14 protein-coding genes are annotated in these 17,011 nt (G+C 73.1%); 8 read left to right on the forward strand and 6 right to left on the reverse strand.

Going from position 1 to position 17,011, the window contains the following annotated elements; genetic code table 11:
* Positions 1 to 12: 12 nt before the first annotated feature.
* From I3F58_RS10675 to I3F58_RS10685, 3 genes are read right to left on the reverse strand one after another with little or no spacing between them, the layout of a single operon-like run.
* A complete protein-coding gene (locus tag I3F58_RS10675; protein ID WP_240108069.1) occupies positions 13 to 2,349 on the reverse strand; it encodes an ABC transporter permease in 2,337 nt (778 codons plus the stop codon).
* Positions 2,350 to 2,354: 5 nt separating this feature from the next.
* Positions 2,355 to 3,149 (reverse strand): ABC transporter ATP-binding protein, encoded by a 795-nt coding sequence (locus tag I3F58_RS10680; RefSeq protein WP_240108070.1) that lies wholly within the window; start codon positions 3,147 to 3,149, stop codon positions 2,355 to 2,357.
* Positions 3,146 to 3,670 (reverse strand): PadR family transcriptional regulator, encoded by a 525-nt coding sequence (locus I3F58_RS10685; protein WP_240108071.1) that lies wholly within the window; start codon positions 3,668 to 3,670, stop codon positions 3,146 to 3,148. Before I3F58_RS10685 ends, I3F58_RS10680 begins: the two co-directional genes overlap by 4 nt.
* A 131-nt stretch (positions 3,671 to 3,801) precedes the next feature.
* On the opposite strand from I3F58_RS10685, the gene I3F58_RS10690 reads away from it, so the two are divergent.
* From I3F58_RS10690 to I3F58_RS10710, 5 genes are all read left to right on the forward strand, one after another.
* Positions 3,802 to 5,097 carry an ABC transporter substrate-binding protein gene (locus I3F58_RS10690; protein WP_240108072.1) on the forward strand — a complete coding sequence of 432 codons (1,296 nt, stop codon included), beginning with the start codon at positions 3,802 to 3,804 and terminating at the stop codon, positions 5,095 to 5,097.
* A 201-nt stretch (positions 5,098 to 5,298) separates the two neighbouring features.
* Entirely contained in the window at positions 5,299 to 6,999 is a 1,701-nt protein-coding gene (locus tag I3F58_RS10695) for a glycoside hydrolase family 13 protein (RefSeq protein ID WP_240108073.1), read from the forward strand.
* A gap of 22 nt (positions 7,000 to 7,021) precedes the next feature.
* Positions 7,022 to 8,371: an ABC transporter substrate-binding protein gene (locus I3F58_RS10700; RefSeq protein ID WP_240108074.1), complete on the forward strand. Its 1,350-nt coding sequence runs from the start codon at positions 7,022 to 7,024 to the stop codon at positions 8,369 to 8,371.
* 14 nt (positions 8,372 to 8,385) lie between these two features.
* Positions 8,386 to 9,750 carry an ABC transporter permease subunit gene (locus I3F58_RS10705; protein WP_240108075.1) on the forward strand — a complete coding sequence of 455 codons (1,365 nt, stop codon included), beginning with the start codon at positions 8,386 to 8,388 and terminating at the stop codon, positions 9,748 to 9,750.
* Positions 9,747 to 10,664: a carbohydrate ABC transporter permease gene (locus I3F58_RS10710; protein ID WP_240108076.1), complete on the forward strand. Its 918-nt coding sequence runs from the start codon at positions 9,747 to 9,749 to the stop codon at positions 10,662 to 10,664. The genes I3F58_RS10705 and I3F58_RS10710 overlap by 4 nt, the downstream gene beginning before the upstream one ends.
* Before the next feature lie 115 nt (positions 10,665 to 10,779).
* Here the strand turns inward: I3F58_RS10710 and I3F58_RS10715 are convergent, their stop codons facing one another.
* Both I3F58_RS10715 and I3F58_RS10720 read right to left on the reverse strand, forming a co-directional pair.
* Entirely contained in the window at positions 10,780 to 11,850 is a 1,071-nt protein-coding gene (locus I3F58_RS10715; protein WP_240108077.1) for a peptidoglycan-binding protein, read from the reverse strand.
* A 152-nt stretch (positions 11,851 to 12,002) separates the two neighbouring features.
* Positions 12,003 to 13,238, reverse strand: a complete 1,236-nt coding sequence (locus I3F58_RS10720; protein ID WP_240108078.1) for an acyl-CoA dehydrogenase family protein — start codon at positions 13,236 to 13,238, stop codon at positions 12,003 to 12,005.
* Between the two features lie 157 nt (positions 13,239 to 13,395).
* On the opposite strand from I3F58_RS10720, the gene I3F58_RS10725 reads away from it, so the two are divergent.
* The gene (locus tag I3F58_RS10725; protein ID WP_240108079.1) at positions 13,396 to 14,046 is read left to right on the forward strand and encodes a TetR family transcriptional regulator; all 651 of its coding nucleotides are present in this window, start codon (positions 13,396 to 13,398) and stop codon (positions 14,044 to 14,046) included.
* A gap of 65 nt (positions 14,047 to 14,111) precedes the next feature.
* Here the strand turns inward: I3F58_RS10725 and def are convergent, their stop codons facing one another.
* Positions 14,112 to 14,672: a peptide deformylase gene (gene def / locus I3F58_RS10730; protein WP_240108080.1), complete on the reverse strand. Its 561-nt coding sequence runs from the start codon at positions 14,670 to 14,672 to the stop codon at positions 14,112 to 14,114.
* Positions 14,673 to 14,786: 114 nt separating this feature from the next.
* Between def and I3F58_RS10735 the strand changes: the two genes are divergently transcribed.
* Positions 14,787 to 16,025: a MurT ligase domain-containing protein gene (locus I3F58_RS10735; RefSeq protein ID WP_240108081.1), complete on the forward strand. Its 1,239-nt coding sequence runs from the start codon at positions 14,787 to 14,789 to the stop codon at positions 16,023 to 16,025.
* Between the two features lie 43 nt (positions 16,026 to 16,068).
* A complete protein-coding gene (locus I3F58_RS10740) occupies positions 16,069 to 16,800 on the forward strand; it encodes a type 1 glutamine amidotransferase (RefSeq protein WP_240108082.1) in 732 nt (243 codons plus the stop codon).
* Positions 16,801 to 17,011 lie beyond the last annotated feature (211 nt).

Genomic DNA, 17,011 nt, shown 5'->3' on the forward strand with positions numbered 1-17,011 from the left:
CACGGCGGGAGCTCAGGCCACCGCGCTCAGCGTGTCCGCCAGCCTGCGCCGTGCCGCCCGCGCCGCCGGCAGCACGGCGAGGGCCGCCGCACCGATGACCGCGCCCGCCCCGAGGGCCAGGAGCTGGAGCGCGGACGGGCCGTGGGCGATGCCCGCGCCCATGCCGCTGGTGTGGCCCTGCCAGTCGATCAGCCAGTGGGCGAGCGGCACCCCCAGAGCCGTACCGGCGAGCGCTGCGGCCAGGGCGGTCCAGCCGACGGCGGTGACCGTGACAGCGGTGATCTGGCGCGGGGACAGCCCCATGGCCTTCAGTGCCAGCAGGTCCCGCTCCCCGTCCCGTACGGTCCCGCCGATCGCCGTCGACACCTCGGTGAGCCCGATCAGGGCCAGGACGGCGATCAGGCCGACCACGACGCCCTTCAGGGAGGTGAGCCGGTCGGCGGGGCCTGCGACCTCGTGGATGTCGAGGCGCCCGGCCGCGGCCTCGGTCAGTTCGGCGCGCACGGCATGCGGGTCGGCGCCGGGGCGCAGGCGTACGTGGTAGAGGGTGGGCTCCAGTGCGGGGTCGTTCTCGCGCAGGGTGTCCAGCGACGTGGAGACCACCCGGCCGCCGTTCTCGGGCTCGATGCTCCGGCCGACGAGGTGCAGCACCTGCGGGTGTCCGGCGACGGTGAGCCGCACCCAGTCCCCCACCCGGACGTCGAGCAGGTCCAGCAGGCCCTGTCCGGCGACGGCCTCGTCGGGGCCGCGGGCGGGGCGGCCCTCCACGACGGAGTACGGGTACGGGTCCTGCCGGGTGCCGAGGCCGCGCAGCGCAATGGTGCCCGTCTGGCCCGGGACCAGGGCGGCGACCTCAAGGCCGCGGTGGGCGGCGGCCACGTCGGGGCTGCGCTGGAGCAGCGCCCGGGCCTCGCGGTCCCCGACGCCGTCGGCGGGGCGGGCGGTGAGCGCGGCGGGCAGACCGAGCTGATCGGGGCGGGACTCGAAGCGCTCCAGGGTCGTCCAGGCGCCGAGCGCCACGGTGATCAGCAGCAGCGGGAGGGCCAGCCGGGCCACGGCCGCGGGCGTGGTCAGGGCGTGGCCGCGGCGGGCCCGGCCGAGGACGCGCCCCCGCCCGAAGGCGCGGTGCCAGCCGAGGACCAGGGCGGGAGGGACGCGGGGGACGGACAGGGCGCGGAGCACGGGACGGGACAGGCCGTGGCCGCCGCGCGGGGTGGCGGCCGTCCCGGCGGGGACGGGCGGCACCCGTCCGGCGCGCCAGGCCGCGAGGCCGGTGGCGGCACCGATCAGGACGACGACGGCCACGGGTATGCCGAGCAGCGCGGCGGTGTGGCCGGCCAGGCCCTGCCAGACTCCGACGGCCTCCCCGAGCCGCCCCGGCAGGTGTCGGCCGAGCCCCTGGACGAGCGCGGTGGCGAGGGCGGCACCGAGGGCCGCGTACGCCAGATGCTGGACGAGGTAGGCGCGGACGACCTGGCCGGGGGTGAAGCCGATGGCCTTGAGGACGGAGATGTCGCGGAGGTGGCCCCGTACGCGGGTGCTGATCGCGCCGAAGACGGCGAGCGCTGCGGCGGCCAGCGCCCCGAGCCCGAACAGGCCCAGGACCTGGCCGAGGAGCCGGGTGTCGCCCTGCGCCTCGGCGCGGGCCTGCTGCCAGGGGGTGACGTCGGTGACGGCGCCCGCGCCGAGCACGGTGACGGCGCGCTGAACGGCGTACGCGGTGTCGTCGGCGTGGCCGAGCCGCAGTCCGGTGACCCGGCCGGGAGTGCCGGGGGCCGCCGCGACGGCCGTCGGCCGCGCCCAGACCGTGCCGGGACGCTCGCCCGGTTCGTAGCGGGGTTCCGCGGTGTCCGCCACGCCGAGGACGGTGAGGGTACGGCGGTCGGTGCCCGGCAGGGTGAGCGTGTCGCCCGGCTCCGCGACCAGCGCGGCGGCGAGGCCGCTGTCGAGGACGACACCCTCCGGGACGGCCGGGTCGAGCCAGCGGCCCGAGGTGAGCAGGGGGCGGCCGATGGCGGGCGGGGTGTCGGGGGCGGCGCGCAGCTCGACGGTGGCGCGGACGCCGCCCGAGGTGACCCCGGTGGTGACGGTGTCGTACGGGCCCGTCACCGCGGCCACGCCGTTGAGGTCGGCGAGCGGGGCGGGGTCGGCGGCGCGGGTGGTGTGGAGCCAGACGTGGGCGCCGTGGGACTGGGTGAAGATCCGCTGCCAGGGGTTGGTGGCGTAGCCGAAGAGGGCGGCGGCGAGCAGCAGGGAGGCGACGATCCCGGCGGTGGCGGAGACCAGGAACAGCGCCTCGCCCCGGTGGGTCCGCTGGGAGGCGTGCGCCCAGCGCAGCATGGCCCGCACGGCGGTCAGTCCCTCAGCTCGACGACACGGGTGCGGGCGGCGGGGGCGGGCGTGGTGTCCAGGTGGGCGTCGTCGGTGATCCGGCCGTCGAAGAAGCTGATGACGCGGTCGGCGGCGCTGGCCAGCCGTGCGTCGTGGGTGACGAGGACGATGGTCTGGCCGCGCTGGTGGAAGCGGGACAGCAGCCGCATGACCTCGCGGGTGCCCTTGCTGTCGAGGCTGCCCGCGGGCTCGTCCGCGAGCAGCAGACGGGGGTGGTTGACGAGCGCGCGGGCGAGGGCGACGCGCTGCTGTTCACCGCCGGACAGCTCGCCGGGCATGCTGCGGGCCCTGGCGGTGAGACCGAGCTCTTCGAGGAGCTTCTCGCGTTCGGCGCGGGCCTGCCTGGGGGCGGTTCCGGCGAGGAGGGCGGGCAGTTCGACGTTGTCGGCGACGGAGAGATCGGAGACCAGGTTGAAGAACTGGAAGACGACGCCGATGCTGCGGCGCCGCGCGACGGCCCAGCGGGCCTCGCTGTAGGAGTCGGTGGACTCGCCGTCGAGCCGTATGGAGCCGCTGTCGGGGCGCTGGAGGCCGCCGAGCAGGTGCAGGAGGGTGGACTTGCCCGCGCCGGAGGGGCCGGTGACGGCGACGAACTCACCGGGCCGGACGGTGAGGTCGACGTCGCGTACGGCGTGGACGGGGCCGCCCTCGCCGTGGTGGGTCTTGCCGAGGCCCCGGACTTCGAGGAGGGGCACGGCCGGGGCGGCCCCGGGCTCCGGGTCGGCAGCGGGCGCGGGTATCACCTTGTCGTCGCTCATCGCAGGCCCTCCAGCTCTTCCAGTTCCTCCTGGCAGCGCTCCAGCCAGTCGAGGTCGGCCTGGAGATGGAGCATGGCCCCCTCGATGAGCAGATGAGCCATGCGGTTGTCCCGGTTCTCGGTCGCGGCCAGCTTGGACAGGGTGCGCATGGTGGTGAGGTACTCGCGTCGCTGCTTGTTGATCAGGGTGATCTGGTCGGCCAGCCCGGTGCGGGGGGCGAGGGCGAGCTTCATGAAGAACTCGTCTCTGACCCGCGGTTCGTCCGCGGTCTCCTCGAACCAGGCGCGCAGGGCCTCCCGCCCGGCGGCGGTGAGGCGGTAGATCTTCTTGTTGGGCCGGCTCGACTGGGCGACTTCCTCGCCCTCGATGAGCCCGGACTTCTCCAGGCGGCCGAGGGTCACGTAGATCTGGCCGACGTTGGGCTGAGGGTACGCGGCACCCAGCAGTTGCTCAAGGTCCTGTTTCAGTTCGTAACCGTGGGCGGGCCCGTCGGCCAGGAGAGCGAGGAGCTGCATACGCACTCGGGGGCTCTCCTTCTGTCGCGATCCGGCGTCAATGTGCTCTGCGCCCTAGTATCGCCCAATGCCTAACAGGTATACATGCCGCTGACCTGACGATGGTGTCCGGGTACCAGTGCCACAGGGAGGAACCTATGCGGTGGACGCGTGCCGCGGGTAGGGGCCTCCTGGTCGCGCTCCTGCTGCTGACGGGCTCGGTGGCCTCGGGTGTCCCCGGCGCCGGGCGGGTCCCGGACGCCGGGCGGGGGCCCGACGCCGGGCGGGGGCCGGTGACGCTGGCGACGGCCGGGGACCTCACCGGGTACCTGGGCCCGCTGCTGGACGACTGGAACCGGGCGCGGCCCGCCGAGAAGGTCACGCTCGTGGAGCTGCCGGACTCGGCGGACGAGACCCGGGCGCAGATGATCACGGACCTGCGGTCGCGGGAGAGCCGCTTCGACGTCCTCAACATCGATGTGGCGTGGACCTCGGAGTTCGCCGCGGCCGGGTGGATCACCCCGCTGGAGCGGGCGCGGTTCGCGCTGGGCGACTTCCTGCCGCCGGTCGTGGACACGGCGACGTACGACGGGAGGCTGTACGCGGTCCCGTACGTGACCAATGCGGGCATGCTGTTCTACCGCGCGGACGTGCTGGCCGCGGAGGGCGAGAAGCCGCCGCGCACCTGGGAACAGCTGGAGCGGCAGGCGCGGACCGTCGCGCCGCGGCACGGGCTGGACGGCTATGCCGGGCAGTTCCTGCCGTACGAGGGACTGACGGTCAACACCGTGGAGGCGGTGTACTCGGCGGGTGGCACGGTGCTGGACGACGAGGACGGCCGGGTGGCCGTGGATTCGGCGGCAGGGCGGGCCGGGGTGGGGTTCCTGGCGCGCGGGGTGCGCGAGGGATGGATCCCTCACGAGGCGCTGTCGTACACGGAGGAGGAGTCGCGGCGGGCGTTCCAGGACGGCAGGCTGCTGTTCCTGCGGAACTGGCCGTACGCCTGGGCGGGCGCGTCGGGGCCGGAGTCGAAGGTCGCGGGGCGGTTCGGAGCCGTACCGCTGCCCGGGCCGGACGGGCCGGGGACGAGCGTGCTGGGCGGGTCGAACCTGGCGGTGAGCGAGCGGGCGCGGCACAGGGCGACGGCGGCGGACCTGATCGCGTATCTGACGGGTGAGGACGTTCAGCGCAGGGTGCTGACCGAGGGCGCGCTGCCGCCGGTGAGGGCGGGGCTGTACGAGGACGCGGAGCTGGTGGGCCGGTATCCGTATCTGCCGGCACTGCGGGAGAGCGTGCTGGCGGCCCGGCCGCGGCCGAAGAGCCCCCGGTACGACCAGGTGAGCCTGGTGGTGCAGGCGGTGATGCACGACGCGCTGGCGCAGCGGCAGCAGCCGGAGGCGGCGGTGCGGCGGCTGGCGGCGGAACTGGACGCGGTGACCACGCGCGGACGCTGACGATCCGGCGGGCAGCTGACCCCCGGCTACTTACTTGTTAAGTAGCTGGGGGTCAGCTTTTTACGTATCCCGGGTAGGACAAATCGGGATGTTTTCGGGTAACTCTCCAGTGTTTATTGCCTTGTCATTGACACCCGGTTAACTGCGCTACCTAACATGCATGCATAACAACCCGCACGCAGAAACACAGGTCAACGGGTGATGCTCACAGCCCCGGCCGGCGACGGCCTCTCGCAGCGCGACACGGACACGCGGACACCCGCGCGGCCCTGGTGGCGCGACGCGGTGATCTACCAGGTGTACGTCCGCAGCTTCCTGGACAGCACCGGCGACGGCATCGGTGATCTCGCCGGTGTACGGGCCGGACTGCCGTACCTGAAGAAGCTCGGCGTCGACGGAGTCTGGCTCAGCCCCTTCTACCCCTCGCCGCAGCACGACCACGGCTACGACGTGGCGGACTACCGCGACGTCGACCCGGTCTACGGCGACCTCGACGAGTTCGGGCGCCTGGTGGCCGACGCCCGCCGGCTCGGCATCAAGGTGCTGCTGGACATCGTGCCGAACCACTGCTCCAGCGAGCACCCCTGGTTCCGTGAGGCGCTGGCGTCCGGCCCGGGCAGCGAGGCCCGCGCCCGGTTCCACTTCGCGGAGGGCCGGGGCCCGGGCGGAGACGTGCCGCCGAACAACTGGCACGCGATGTTCGGCGGGCCCGCCTGGAGCCGGGTCACCGAGCCGGACGGCACGCCGGGCCAGTGGTACCTGCACATGTTCACGCCGGAGCAGCCCGATCTGAACTGGCGCAACCCGGAGATCGCCGCGCACTTCGACGAGGTGCTGCGGTTCTGGCTGGACCGGGGCGTGGACGGCTTCCGGATCGATGTGGCGGCCGGGCTCTTCAAGCACCCGGACCTGCCGGACTCCGACGACCCGGAGGCCGACGCCCGCACCCGCGACTCGGTGAACCCGCTGGCCTGGAACCAGCCCGAGGTGCACGACGTGTGGCGCCAGTGGCGCAGGGTGTGCGAGGAGTACACGGCCCGGGACGGCCGGGAACGGCTGCTGGTGGGTGAGGTGTCCGTGCCCACCGCCCGCGAGCACGCGCGGTACGTCCGGCCCGACGAGCTGCACCAGGCGTTCTTCTTCGACCTGCTGGGCGCCCCCTGGGACCCGGCCGCCTTCCGGGACGTCATCGACGAGGCGCTGCGGGACATCGCCGGGACCGGGTCCAGCGTCACCTGGGTGCTCAACAACCACGACCAGGTGCGGACCGTGACCCGGTACGGCGAGTCCGGCACCGGGGGCAGCGGGCTCGGGGCCGCCCGCGCCCGGGCCGCCGCGCTGCTGATGCTGGCGCTGCCCGGCGCCGCGTACATCTACCAGGGCGAGGAGCTGGGCCTGCCGGAGGTGGTGGACCTGCCGGACGAGGTGCTCACCGACCCGATCTTCCACCGCACCGGCAGCCGCGCCCGGATCCGCGACGGCTGCCGGGTCCCGCTGCCCTGGTCGGGCCATGCCTCCCCGTTCGGGTTCAGCGCCGGACCCGAGGCGCGGCCGTGGCTGCCCCAGCCCGCGTGGTTCGCGGACCACGCCACCGACCGGGCGCTCGCCGACACCCGTTCCTTCTGGCACCTGTACCGGGAGGGCCTGCAGCTGCGGCACGGACTGCCGCAGCTGGGTGAAGGCACGCTGCGCTGGCTGGACGGCCCGCCCGGGGTGCTGGTCTTCGCGCGGGGCGACGGGCTCGTGTGCGCGGTGAACTTCACGACCGCTCCCGTGCCCGCGCCCGTCTCCGGGACGCCGCTGCTGGCGAGCGGCCCCTGCCCGCCGGGGGCGCTGCCCGGCTCGACCGCCGCCTGGTGGATCACCGACGGCACCACCCCTCAGTCCCCCACCTGCCCCTGAAGTCCCCACGAAAGGTACGAAGATGATGAGACGACGCTTCACGACGGCGTGCTGCTCGGCCTTCACCGTCACGGCGCTGGCGCTCGGCGCCACCGCCTGCGGGGGCGCCGACCCGGTCGGCACGGCCAGCGGCGGCGAGAAGACGCTGTCCGGCCAGACACTGACCGTCGCCGGTGTCTGGTCGGGCACCGAGCAGCAGAACTTCCAGAAGGTGCTGGACGCCTTCTCCGAGAAGACCGGCGCGAAGACCCGCTTCACCTCCACCGGCGACAACGTCTCCACCGTCGTCGGCAGCAAGATCGAGGGCGGCAACGCCCCCGACGTGGTGATGGTCCCGCAGGTCGGCGTCCTCCAGCAGTTCGCGCAGAACAAGTGGCTGGCGCCCCTGTCGAAGGAGGCGGAGAAGAGCGTCGACGCCAACTTCGCTCCCGTGTGGAAGAGTTACGGCTCCGTCGACGGCACCCTGTACGGCCTGTACTTCAAGGCCGCCAACAAGTCGACGGTCTGGTACAGCCCTGAGGCGCTCGACACGGCCGGGGTGAAGCCCCCGAAGTCGTACGAGGAGATGCTCACCGCCGCGCGCACCGTGGCCGACTCGGGCCTGCCCGCGTTCGCGGTGGCCGGCGAGGACGGCTGGACGCTCACCGACTGGTTCGAGAACGTCTATCTGTCGCAGGCGGGTCCGGAGAAGTACGACCGGCTCGCCCGGCACGAGATCAAGTGGACCGACCCGACGGTCGTCGAGGCGCTCAAGACCCTCGCCAAGCTGTTCTCCGACGACAAGCTGATGGCGGGCGGCAAGAAGGGCGCGCTGTCCACCGACTTCCCCGGCTCGGTCGAGAAGGTCTTCGGCCCGAAGCCGCAGGCGGGCATGGTGTACGAGGGCGACTTCGTCGCCGGTGTCGCCAAGGACGAGTTCGGCCGCAAGATCGGTGAGGACGCGGCGTTCTTCCCCTTCCCGCCGGTCGGCGGCGGTGACGCACCGGTGGTCAGCGGCGGTGACGCGGCCGTCGTGATGAAGGACGGCAAGAACCGGAAGGCCGCGATGGCCTTCCTCGAGTACCTGGCCACGCCGGAGGCCGCCGCCGTGTGGGCCGCGGAGGGCGGTTTCATCTCCCCGAACCGCAGCCTGGACCTGGGTGCGTACGGCGACGCGACGCTGCGGGCCACCGCCAAGTCCCTGGTGGACGCGGGTGACACGGTCCGCTTCGACATGTCGGACCAGGCCCCGGCGGCGTTCGGCGGCACGAAGGGCGCCGGCGAGTGGAAGATCCTCCAGGACTTCCTGCGCAACCCGTCGAAGCCGGAGGCCACGGCGGCGGCGCTGGAGGCGGCCGCGGCCAAGGCGTACGGCTCGGCCAAGCAGGGCTGAGGCGGCCGCTCATCATGACGACAGTCACCGAATCCGCCCGGCGGGGCGCCGCGACCGCGACAGCGGACGCGCGGCGCCGCGCCGGGCGGCGCCGGCGGATCATCGCCGTCGCCTTCGTCCTTCCGGCGCTGCTGCTGCTCGGCGCGCTCGTGGTGTACCCCGTCCTGTTCTCGGTCGGGCGCAGCATGTTCGACGCGTCGGGCACCCGCTTCGTCGGCGCCGACAACTACGTCGGCATGTTCCGCGACCCCGCCACGCTGAAGGCGATCCGCAACAGCACGATCTGGGTGGTCGTGGCGCCCACGCTGCTCACGGGTCTCGGCCTGGTCCTGGCCGTGCTGGTGGAGAAGATCCGCTGGGCGGCGGCGTTCAAACTGCTGCTGTTCCTGCCGATGGCGGTGTCCTTCCTGGCGGCCGGGATCATCTTCCGGCTCGCGTACGAGGAGGACCCGGACAAGGGCGTGCTGAACGCGGCCGTGGTCGGCGTGCACGACATGGTCGCCGACGGCTCGGCCTACCCGGGCGCGCGGGCCCGGGAGGACGGGACGGCACGGCAGACGGCGTCCGGCGGCTACGAGACGGACGCGACGGTGTCGCCGGGCGACGCGCCCGTGGCCCTGGGACTGGTGGGCGTGAAGCCGCAGGACGTCCCGGCGCGGGCACGTCCCGCCACGGAGGCCGCCGCCGCGGCTGCCGGTCCGGGGGAGCTGCGCGGTGTGGTGTTCCTGGACTTCACGCCTGGCGGCGGGGGGCGCCCGGGCGAGGTCGACACCGCGGAGAAGGGCCTGCCGGGAGTGGCCGTGGAGGCGGTGCGGGACGGCAAGGCAGTGGCGTCGGCCACCACGGGGCCCGACGGAGCGTTCCGCTTCAGCGGCCTCGACGCCTCGGCGCCGTACGCGCTGCGCCTTCCGGCGGCGAACTTCGCGGAGCCGTACACGGGCGTGTCGTGGCTCGGTCCGGCGCTGGTGACCCCGGCGATCATCGGGGCGTACCTGTGGATCTGGACGGGCTTCGCGATGGTGCTGATCGGCGCGGGCCTGTCGGCGCTGCCCCGGGACGCGCTGGAGGCGGCGCGGATGGACGGTGCCAACGAGTGGCAGGTGTTCCGCCGGATCACCGTGCCGCTGCTGGCGCCGGTCCTGACGGTCGTCTTCGTCACGCTGGTCATCAACGTGATGAAGGTCTTCGACCTGATCTACATCATCGCGCCGGGCCCGGTACAGGAGGACGCCACGGTGCTGGCCACACAGATGTGGCTGGTGTCCTTCGGCGGCGGCAACGACCAGGGCCTGGGCAGCGCGCTGGGTGTGCTGCTCCTGCTGCTGGTGATCCCGGCGATGGTCTTCAACGTACGCCGCTTCCGCAGGAGTCAGTCATGAGCGCCGCAGCGACCGCCCCCGTGAAGTCCCCGCCGGGTACGCCTCCCGTGCCGGCCGCCGCCGTCCGGCCGCGTCCTCCCCGGTTGCGGCGCTGGCTGGGCAACGGTCTGGTGCAGGCGTTCCTGCTGGTGGTGGGCCTGGTCTGGATCACACCGGTGGCGGGTCTGCTGCTGTCCTCGCTGCGCTCGTCGCAGGACAGTGCGGCGAGCGGCTGGTGGACGGCGCTGGCGGACCCGGGGCAGCTGTCGTTCGCGAACTACGCGACGCTGCTGGAGAACGCGGGCATCACGAAGGCGTTCTGGAACACGGTCCTGATCTCGGTCCCGGCGACGCTGCTCGTCGTGCTGATCGCCTCACTGGCCGGATACGCCTTCGCATGGCTGGAGTTCCCCGGCCGGGACTGGCTGTTCCTGGTCGTGGTCGCCCTGTTGGTCGTGCCGGTGCAGGTGGGCCTGCTGCCGGTGGCCAAACTGTTCGGCCAGATCGGCCTGTTCGGCACGATCCCGGGCGTGGTGCTGTTCCATGTGGCGTACGGCCTGCCGTTCGCGGTGTTCCTGCTGCGCAACTACTTCGCGGAGATCCCGAAGGAGATGCTGGAGGCTGCCCGGATGGACGGCGGTGGCGAGTGGCGGATCTTCACACAGCTGATCCTCCCGGTGGGCCGCCCGGCCATCGCCAGCCTGGCCATCTTCCAGTTCCTGTGGGTGTGGAACGACATGCTGGTGGCGCTGCTCTTCGCGGACGCCTCCTCCCAGCCGCTGACCGTGGAACTCCAGTCGCAGGTGCGCCAGTTCGGCAGCAACATCGACATCCTGGCGCCGGGCGCGTTCCTGTCGCTGGTGGTGCCGGTGGCGGTGTTCCTGGTGTTCCAGCGGCACTTCGTCCAGGGGGTGATGGCGGGGTCGGTCAAGTGACCCCGGAAACCCCGGCACCGGCGAGCCGGGCGGCCACCCCTCGGACCCCGGCGCCACCGGGCCGGCCTCGCGCTCCGGCGGCGCGGGGCCGGTCCGGCGTACCGGGGCCCGGGCCTCAGGAGGCGACCGTGAAGCCGTGCTCGCGGCCGAGCCGGGTGAGGGAGTCGCGTCCCGGGATGCCGTCGGCGGCGGGGCCGGCGTAGCCGCAGCGGCGCTGCCAGGCGGCATAGGCGCGGACGGTCGCGGTGCCGAAGTGGCCGTCCGCGTACGTCCCGTCGAGCAGGCCCTCGGCGACGAGCGCGTCCTCGACGACCCGTACGCCCGGGTACGAGACGGGCCTTCCGCTCCTCGGCGGGTCCTGGCGGGCGGCGGCGACGAGCCGGTCCAGGTCCACCTGGGGCGGGGCCGAGGGCAGACGGCCGAGCAGACGGCGCAGGGAGGCTTCGCCCGGTACGCCGTCCGCGTCGGCGCCGGAGTAGCCGAGGGCCCGCTGCCAGGAGGCGTAGTTGAGGGTGTCGGCGTCGCTCCACAGCGGGCCGGGGCCCACCCGGTAGTGCGCGCCGTGGCCCTTCCCGACGAGGGCCCGGCCGACCTCCGTCACGTGGTCGCCGCGGGCACCGTACCCGTAGACGAGGCCGCGGATGGTGGTCTGGTACCTGGCCGCTCCACCGGTGCCCGCGTCTCCGGACGGGCGTGGGGCCCCGTCCCGGACCCAGGCGTACAGCGGCTCGCCCGGGCACGAGGTCGGGTAGCCGTCGCGATGGCCCTTGATCTCCGGGCCCGCGGCGCCCTCGGTGCGGAGCCACTCGACGGCGTCCCGCAGCCCGTGCAGCATCGGGTCCGGCGGCCGGGTCAGCCCGGACGTGCCGAGCAGCGCGCACACCGCGTAGTGCGCCTCGTTCAGGGCCCGTGAGCCGTTGGCCCCGGTACGGCGATGGGCGCCGCGGCCCTCGTACACGGTGCCGTGCTCGCAGACGAGCATGCTGTAGGCGATGTCGACGTAGTTCTCGGCGGTGTCGGCGAGATGGGTGTCGCGTACGGAGCGGACGTGGGCGGCGCAGCGGTCGTGCGGGCGGGATGCGTACGGGGTGCCGAGGTAGTGCACCTTCACCCCGCGCGTCGAGGCGAGGTAGGGGGCGGGGCTGGCGGCCGGGGCACCCCACTGCGCGCGCGTGACGAGATCCATGGACGGCTCCTTCAGGGCAGCGGGACGTGTCGGATGGGCGTGAGCCCGGTGATTGCCCCACTGCGCGAAGCGCGTGCACGGGAGAGCATGCCCGGCGTCCCCGGGGTGCACGCCTGCACCCCGGGGACGCCCGGCACGTCTCGTCGCGGCCGTCAGCGGATGGGCATGCCCGACAGGGTGCGGGCGATGACCAGGCGCTGGATCTCGCTGGTGCCTTCGAAGATGGTGTAGATGGCGCTGTCCCGGTGCATGCGCTCGACCGGGTACTCCCGGGTGTAGCCGTTGCCGCCGAGGATCTGGACGGCCTGTGCGGTGACCTTCTTGGCGACCTCGCTCGCGTACAGCTTGGACATGGAGCCTTCGGCCGAGGTGAACGGCTTTCCGGCGGTGGCCATCCAGGAGGCGCGCCAGACCAGGAGCCGGGCGGCGTCGATCTGGGTCCGCATGTCGGCCAGCTGGAAGGCCACACCCTGGTTGTCGATGATCGGGCGGCCGAACTGGCGGCGGGTCTGCGCGTAGTCGAGCGCCACCTCGTACGCGGCGCGGGCGGTGCCGACGGCCATGGCTCCCACCGCGGGACGGGACGCCTCGAAGGTGGCCATGGCGGCGTTCTTGACCCGGTCCCCCGCTCCCGCGTCCTGCTTCGCCTTCTCGTGGGCGCGGGCCAGGCGTTCGTCGAGTTTCTCCTTGCCCCCGAGCAGGCAGGAGCCGGGGACGCGGACGTCCTCCAGGACCACTTCGGCGGTGTGGGAGGCGCGGATGCCGTGCTTCTTGAACTTCTGGCCCTGGGAGAGGCCGGGGGTGTTCGGCGGGACGATGAACGAGGCGTGCCCCTTGGAGCCGAGCGCGGGGTCGACGACGGCGACGACGACGTGGACGTCGGCTATGCCGCCGTTGGTGGCCCAGGTCTTGGTGCCGTTGAGGATCCACTCGTCCTTGGCCCGGTCGTAGACGGCGCGGGTGCGCATGGAGGCGACGTCGGAGCCCGCGTCGGGTTCGGAGGAGCAGAAGGCGGCGACCTTGACGTCGTCGGTGTCGCCGTACATCTGGGGGAGCCAGGTGCCGACCTGTTCCTCGGTGCCGTTGGCGAGGACGCCGACGGCGGCCAGGCCGGTGCCCACGATGGAGAGGGCGATGCCCGCGTCGCCCCAGAACAGCTCCTCCATGGTCAGGGGGATGCCGAGACCGGTCGGGTCGAAGAACTGCTGTGCGTAGAAGTCGAGCGAGTAGATGCCGACCTTGGCGGCCTCCTGGATGACCGGCCAGGGGGTCTCCTCGCGTTCGTCCCACTCGGCGGCGGCGGGCCGGATCACATCCCTGGCGAAGCCGTGCAGCCAGTCACGGACCTGCCTCTGGTCCTCGTTGAGCTCGAACGTGAACTCGGCCATGGTTCCCCTCCCGGCGGGCACGCCGCTTGACGGCGCTTGTTACTAGCGGTAACCGCAGTCTGTTACCGGTAAGTAGCCGCTGTCAACCGGCGGCGGGCGGTGAACGGGTGTTACGTTGCGGGCGCCTCAGGAACATCGAAGGGCGGGGAGACGCGCTATGGACACCACCCACCGGACCGAGCAGCAGCGGTCGGCCGAGCAGCGGCGCCGTGAGCTGCTGGAGGCGGCCGACCGCGTGGTGCTGCGCGACGGGCCGCAGGCGTCCATGAACGCCATCGCCGCCGAGGCGGGCATCACCAAGCCGATCCTCTACCGGCACTTCGGGGACAAGAGCGGGCTGTACCGGGCGCTGGCGAGGCGTCATACGGACGCGCTGCTGGCGGCGTTGCGGGCCGCGCTGGACGCGCCGGCGGAGCGGCGGCGCCGGGTGGAGGCGACGCTGGACACGTACCTCGCGGCGATCGAGGCGCGGCCCCAGGTGTACCGGTTCCTGATGCACCCCGCGGAGGACGGCACCGGCCACCAGCCGGAGCAGGGCTTCGACGTGGGACGGCACGTCGCGCCGCTGCTGCGGCGGATGGGCGAGGAGCTGGCCGAGGTCATCGCGGAGCGGATAGACCTCGGCGAGGGAGGGGAGACCCTGGCGCGGGTCTGGGGCCACGGGATCGTCGGCATGATGCATGCGGCCGGGGACTGGTGGCTGGGGGAACGCCCCTGCGCGCGGGCGCAGTTGGTGTCGGCGCTGGCGGATCTGCTGTGGGGGCGGCTGGCTGCGGCGGACGATCGCGCGGGCGGGCCGGGATTCTAGCCCTCAGGCCCCGGGACCGGGGCTCCGCACCGGCCCCCCGTCTCGCGGCCCCGCACCGCCCGCCCTCAGGCCCCCCGGGCCGGGCCGGGTTCGCCCCACGGCGCCCGGCGCACCTGCCGCAGCAGCTTCGTCCGGCGCCAGCCCGTCACCCGGTCCGCGTACACCGTCCCGTCCACGTGGTCGCACTCGTGCTGGAGACAGCGGGCGAAGAAACCCGTACCGTCGACCCGGACGGGCTCGCCGTACACGTCCACGCCCTCGACCACCGCGTGGTCGTACCGTTCCGTGCCCGCCTCAAGACCCGGCAGGGAGAGACACCCCTCGGGGCCCCGCACCACGACCCCGTCGGCCGCCACGAGCCGGGGGTTCACCACATGCCCGAGATGCCGCACGTCCTCGTCGTCGGGGCAGTCGTAGACGAAGACCCGCAGCCCCTCCCCCACCTGGTTCGCGGCCAGGCCGACGCCCCGCGCCGCGTACATCGTGGCGAACATGTCCTCGACGAGCCGCACCAGCGCGGGGCCGAAGTCGTTGACGGGTTCGCAGGGCGCGTGCAGCTCCGCGGCGCCGTACAGGCTCATCGCCCGCACGGCGCCGGAACTGCCGGGGATCGGCCGGTTTCGCATGGCGTTCAGCGTACGATCCGCCCCTGACCCGCACTTCCGCAGGTGGCGGGATTCGGGACGGCGAGCGGATCTCGATAGGCTGAGGCCGGACCCACGCTAGGAGGAACAAGGACGATGGCAGGCAACTCGGAGCCGCTGTCGCCGCGCGCCAAGCTGGCCGTGACGGCGGGCAAGGCCGTAGCGGCGGCGTCTCGCGCGGCAGGCCGCGGCAGCGGATCGGTGATCGGTGGCCGGGTGGCCCTCAAGCTCGACCCGGACCTTCTGGGCCGTCTCGCGCAGCACCTGGACGTCGTTCTGGTATCCGCCACCAACGGCAAGACGACCACCACCCGGCTGATCGCCGAGGCCCTGCGCGCCAGCGGCCCGGTCGTCTCCAACGCGCTCGGCGCCAACATGCCCGCGGGCATCACCTCGGCCCTCGCCGGGGGCAGCGACGCCAAGTACGGCGTCATCGAGGTCGACGAGAAGTACCTGGCCGGGGTGGCCCGCGATGTGACCCCCAAGGCCATCGCACTGCTCAACCTCTCCCGCGACCAGCTGGACCGGGCGGCCGAGACGCGCATGCTGGCGGAGAAGTGGCGCGAGGGCCTGAACGGCACCAAGGCCGTGGTCATCGCCAACGCCGACGACCCGCTGATCGTGTGGGCCGCGTCCGGCTGCCAGAACGTGGTCTGGGTGGCGGCGGGGCAGGAGTGGAAGGACGACGCCTGGTCGTGCCCCTCCTGCGGCGGCGTCATGCAGCGCCCCGGTGACGACTGGTTCTGCGCCGAGTGCGGCTTCCGCCGCCCCGCCCCCACCTGGGCGCTCAGCGGCGACCACGTCCTGGACCCGCACGGCCAGGCCTGGCCGATCCAGCTCCAGCTGCCGGGCCGCGCCAACAAGGCGAACGCCGCCACGTCCGCCGCCGTCGCCGCCGCCTTCGGAGTGCCGCCGCAGGTGGCCCTGGAGCGGATGTACCAGGTGCAGGCCGTGGCCGGCCGCTATGACGTGATCTCCTTCCAGGGCCGCGACCTGCGGCTGCTGCTCGCCAAGAACCCCGCCGGGTGGCTGGAGACCTTCTCGCTGATCGATCCGCCGCCGTCGCCGGTCATCCTGTCGGTCAACGCGCGCGGCGCCGACGGCACGGACACCTCGTGGCTGTGGGACGTGGACTATCCGCGGCTGGCCGGGCACCCGATCTTCGTCATCGGCGACCGCAAGCTCGACCTGGCGGTCCGGCTGGAGGTCGCGGGGCTGGACTTCCGCGTGTGCGAGTCGCTCGACGAGGCCGTGCAGCTCGCCCCGCCCGGGCGGATCGAGCTGATCGCCAACTACACCGCGTTCCAGGACGCCCGCCGCCGCGTCGGCAACTGACCCCGCCCCCGCGAAGACAGCGCGAAGACAGACAGGAACGAGCATGAGCGACAGCAGCCTGCGTCTGGTGTGGGTCTACCCGGACCTGCTCAGCACGTACGGAGACCAGGGCAACGTCCTCGTCACGGAGCGCCGCGCCCGGCAGCGCGGCCTCGATGTGCAGCGCCTCGACGTGCGCAGCGACCAGCCGGTGCCCACCTCCGGCGACATCTACCTCATCGGCGGCGGCGAGGACCGGCCGCAGCGGCTGGCCGCCGAGCGGCTGCGCCGGGACGGCGGCCTGTCCCGGGCCGCCGAGAACGGCGCGATCATCTTCTCGGTGTGCGCCGGCTACCAGATCCTCGGCCACGAGTTCGTCAACGACCTCGGGGAGCGGGAACCCGGCCTCGGCCTGCTCGACGTCACGTCGGTGCGCGGCGAGGGCGAGCGGTGCGTGGGTGACGTCCTCGCGGACATCGACCCGCAGCTCGGGCTGCCGCAGCTGACCGGGTTCGAGAACCACCAGGGCGTCACCCATCTGGGTCCGACGGCCCGCCCCTTCGCCCGCACGGTCTACGGCCGGGGCAACGGCAGCGGCGACGGCACCGAGGGCGCGTACAGCGAGACCGTCTTCGGTACGTACATGCACGGCCCCGTCATGGCCCGCAACCCGCAGATCGCGGACCTGCTGCTGAAGCTGGCGCTGGACGTGAACGCACTGCCGCCGACCGACGACCGGTGGTACGAGGCGCTGCGGACCGAGCGGATCGCGGCGGCCAGCCAGCCGGCGTCCTGACCCTCTTCCGGACGGCCGGCGCGTCGGCCGGAAGCCACGGGTCACCCCCCGCGCGACCAGCGCAGAATCGCTCATTCGGGCGGCCGCACGAACGTCTGTGTCGTGCGGCCGTCTGACGTTTCGTCGGTTCCTCCGAAGCGCGTCCACGGGTCGGACGTCCGGTTCGGACGATCCACCCCGCGCCGGTAGGGTGTGGGCGATCCAGCCGGAC

It is taken from the genome of Streptomyces sp. MUM 203J, from assembly GCF_022414595.1.
GTDB lineage: Bacteria > Actinomycetota > Actinomycetes > Streptomycetales > Streptomycetaceae > Streptomyces.

What these genes read in the sequence shown, in the direction of transcription:
- I3F58_RS10710 (WP_240108076.1), top strand. Translation starts at nt 9,747, where the DNA reads ATGAGCGCCGCAGCGACCGCCCCCGTGAAGTCCCCGCCGGGTACGCCT.
- I3F58_RS10705 (WP_240108075.1), top strand. Translation starts at nt 8,386, where the DNA reads ATGACGACAGTCACCGAATCCGCCCGGCGGGGCGCCGCGACCGCGACA.
- I3F58_RS10700 (WP_240108074.1), top strand. Translation starts at nt 7,022, where the DNA reads ATGATGAGACGACGCTTCACGACGGCGTGCTGCTCGGCCTTCACCGTC.
- I3F58_RS10725 (WP_240108079.1), top strand. Translation starts at nt 13,396, where the DNA reads ATGGACACCACCCACCGGACCGAGCAGCAGCGGTCGGCCGAGCAGCGG.
- I3F58_RS10715 (WP_240108077.1), bottom strand. Translation starts at nt 11,850, where the DNA reads ATGGATCTCGTCACGCGCGCGCAGTGGGGTGCCCCGGCCGCCAGCCCC.
- I3F58_RS10690 (WP_240108072.1), top strand. Translation starts at nt 3,802, where the DNA reads ATGCGGTGGACGCGTGCCGCGGGTAGGGGCCTCCTGGTCGCGCTCCTG.
- I3F58_RS10735 (WP_240108081.1), top strand. Translation starts at nt 14,787, where the DNA reads ATGGCAGGCAACTCGGAGCCGCTGTCGCCGCGCGCCAAGCTGGCCGTG.
- I3F58_RS10680 (WP_240108070.1), bottom strand. Translation starts at nt 3,149, where the DNA reads ATGAGCGACGACAAGGTGATACCCGCGCCCGCTGCCGACCCGGAGCCC.
- I3F58_RS10740 (WP_240108082.1), top strand. Translation starts at nt 16,069, where the DNA reads ATGAGCGACAGCAGCCTGCGTCTGGTGTGGGTCTACCCGGACCTGCTC.
- I3F58_RS10695 (WP_240108073.1), top strand. Translation starts at nt 5,299, where the DNA reads ATGCTCACAGCCCCGGCCGGCGACGGCCTCTCGCAGCGCGACACGGAC.
- def (WP_240108080.1), bottom strand. Translation starts at nt 14,672, where the DNA reads ATGCGAAACCGGCCGATCCCCGGCAGTTCCGGCGCCGTGCGGGCGATG.
- I3F58_RS10720 (WP_240108078.1), bottom strand. Translation starts at nt 13,238, where the DNA reads ATGGCCGAGTTCACGTTCGAGCTCAACGAGGACCAGAGGCAGGTCCGT.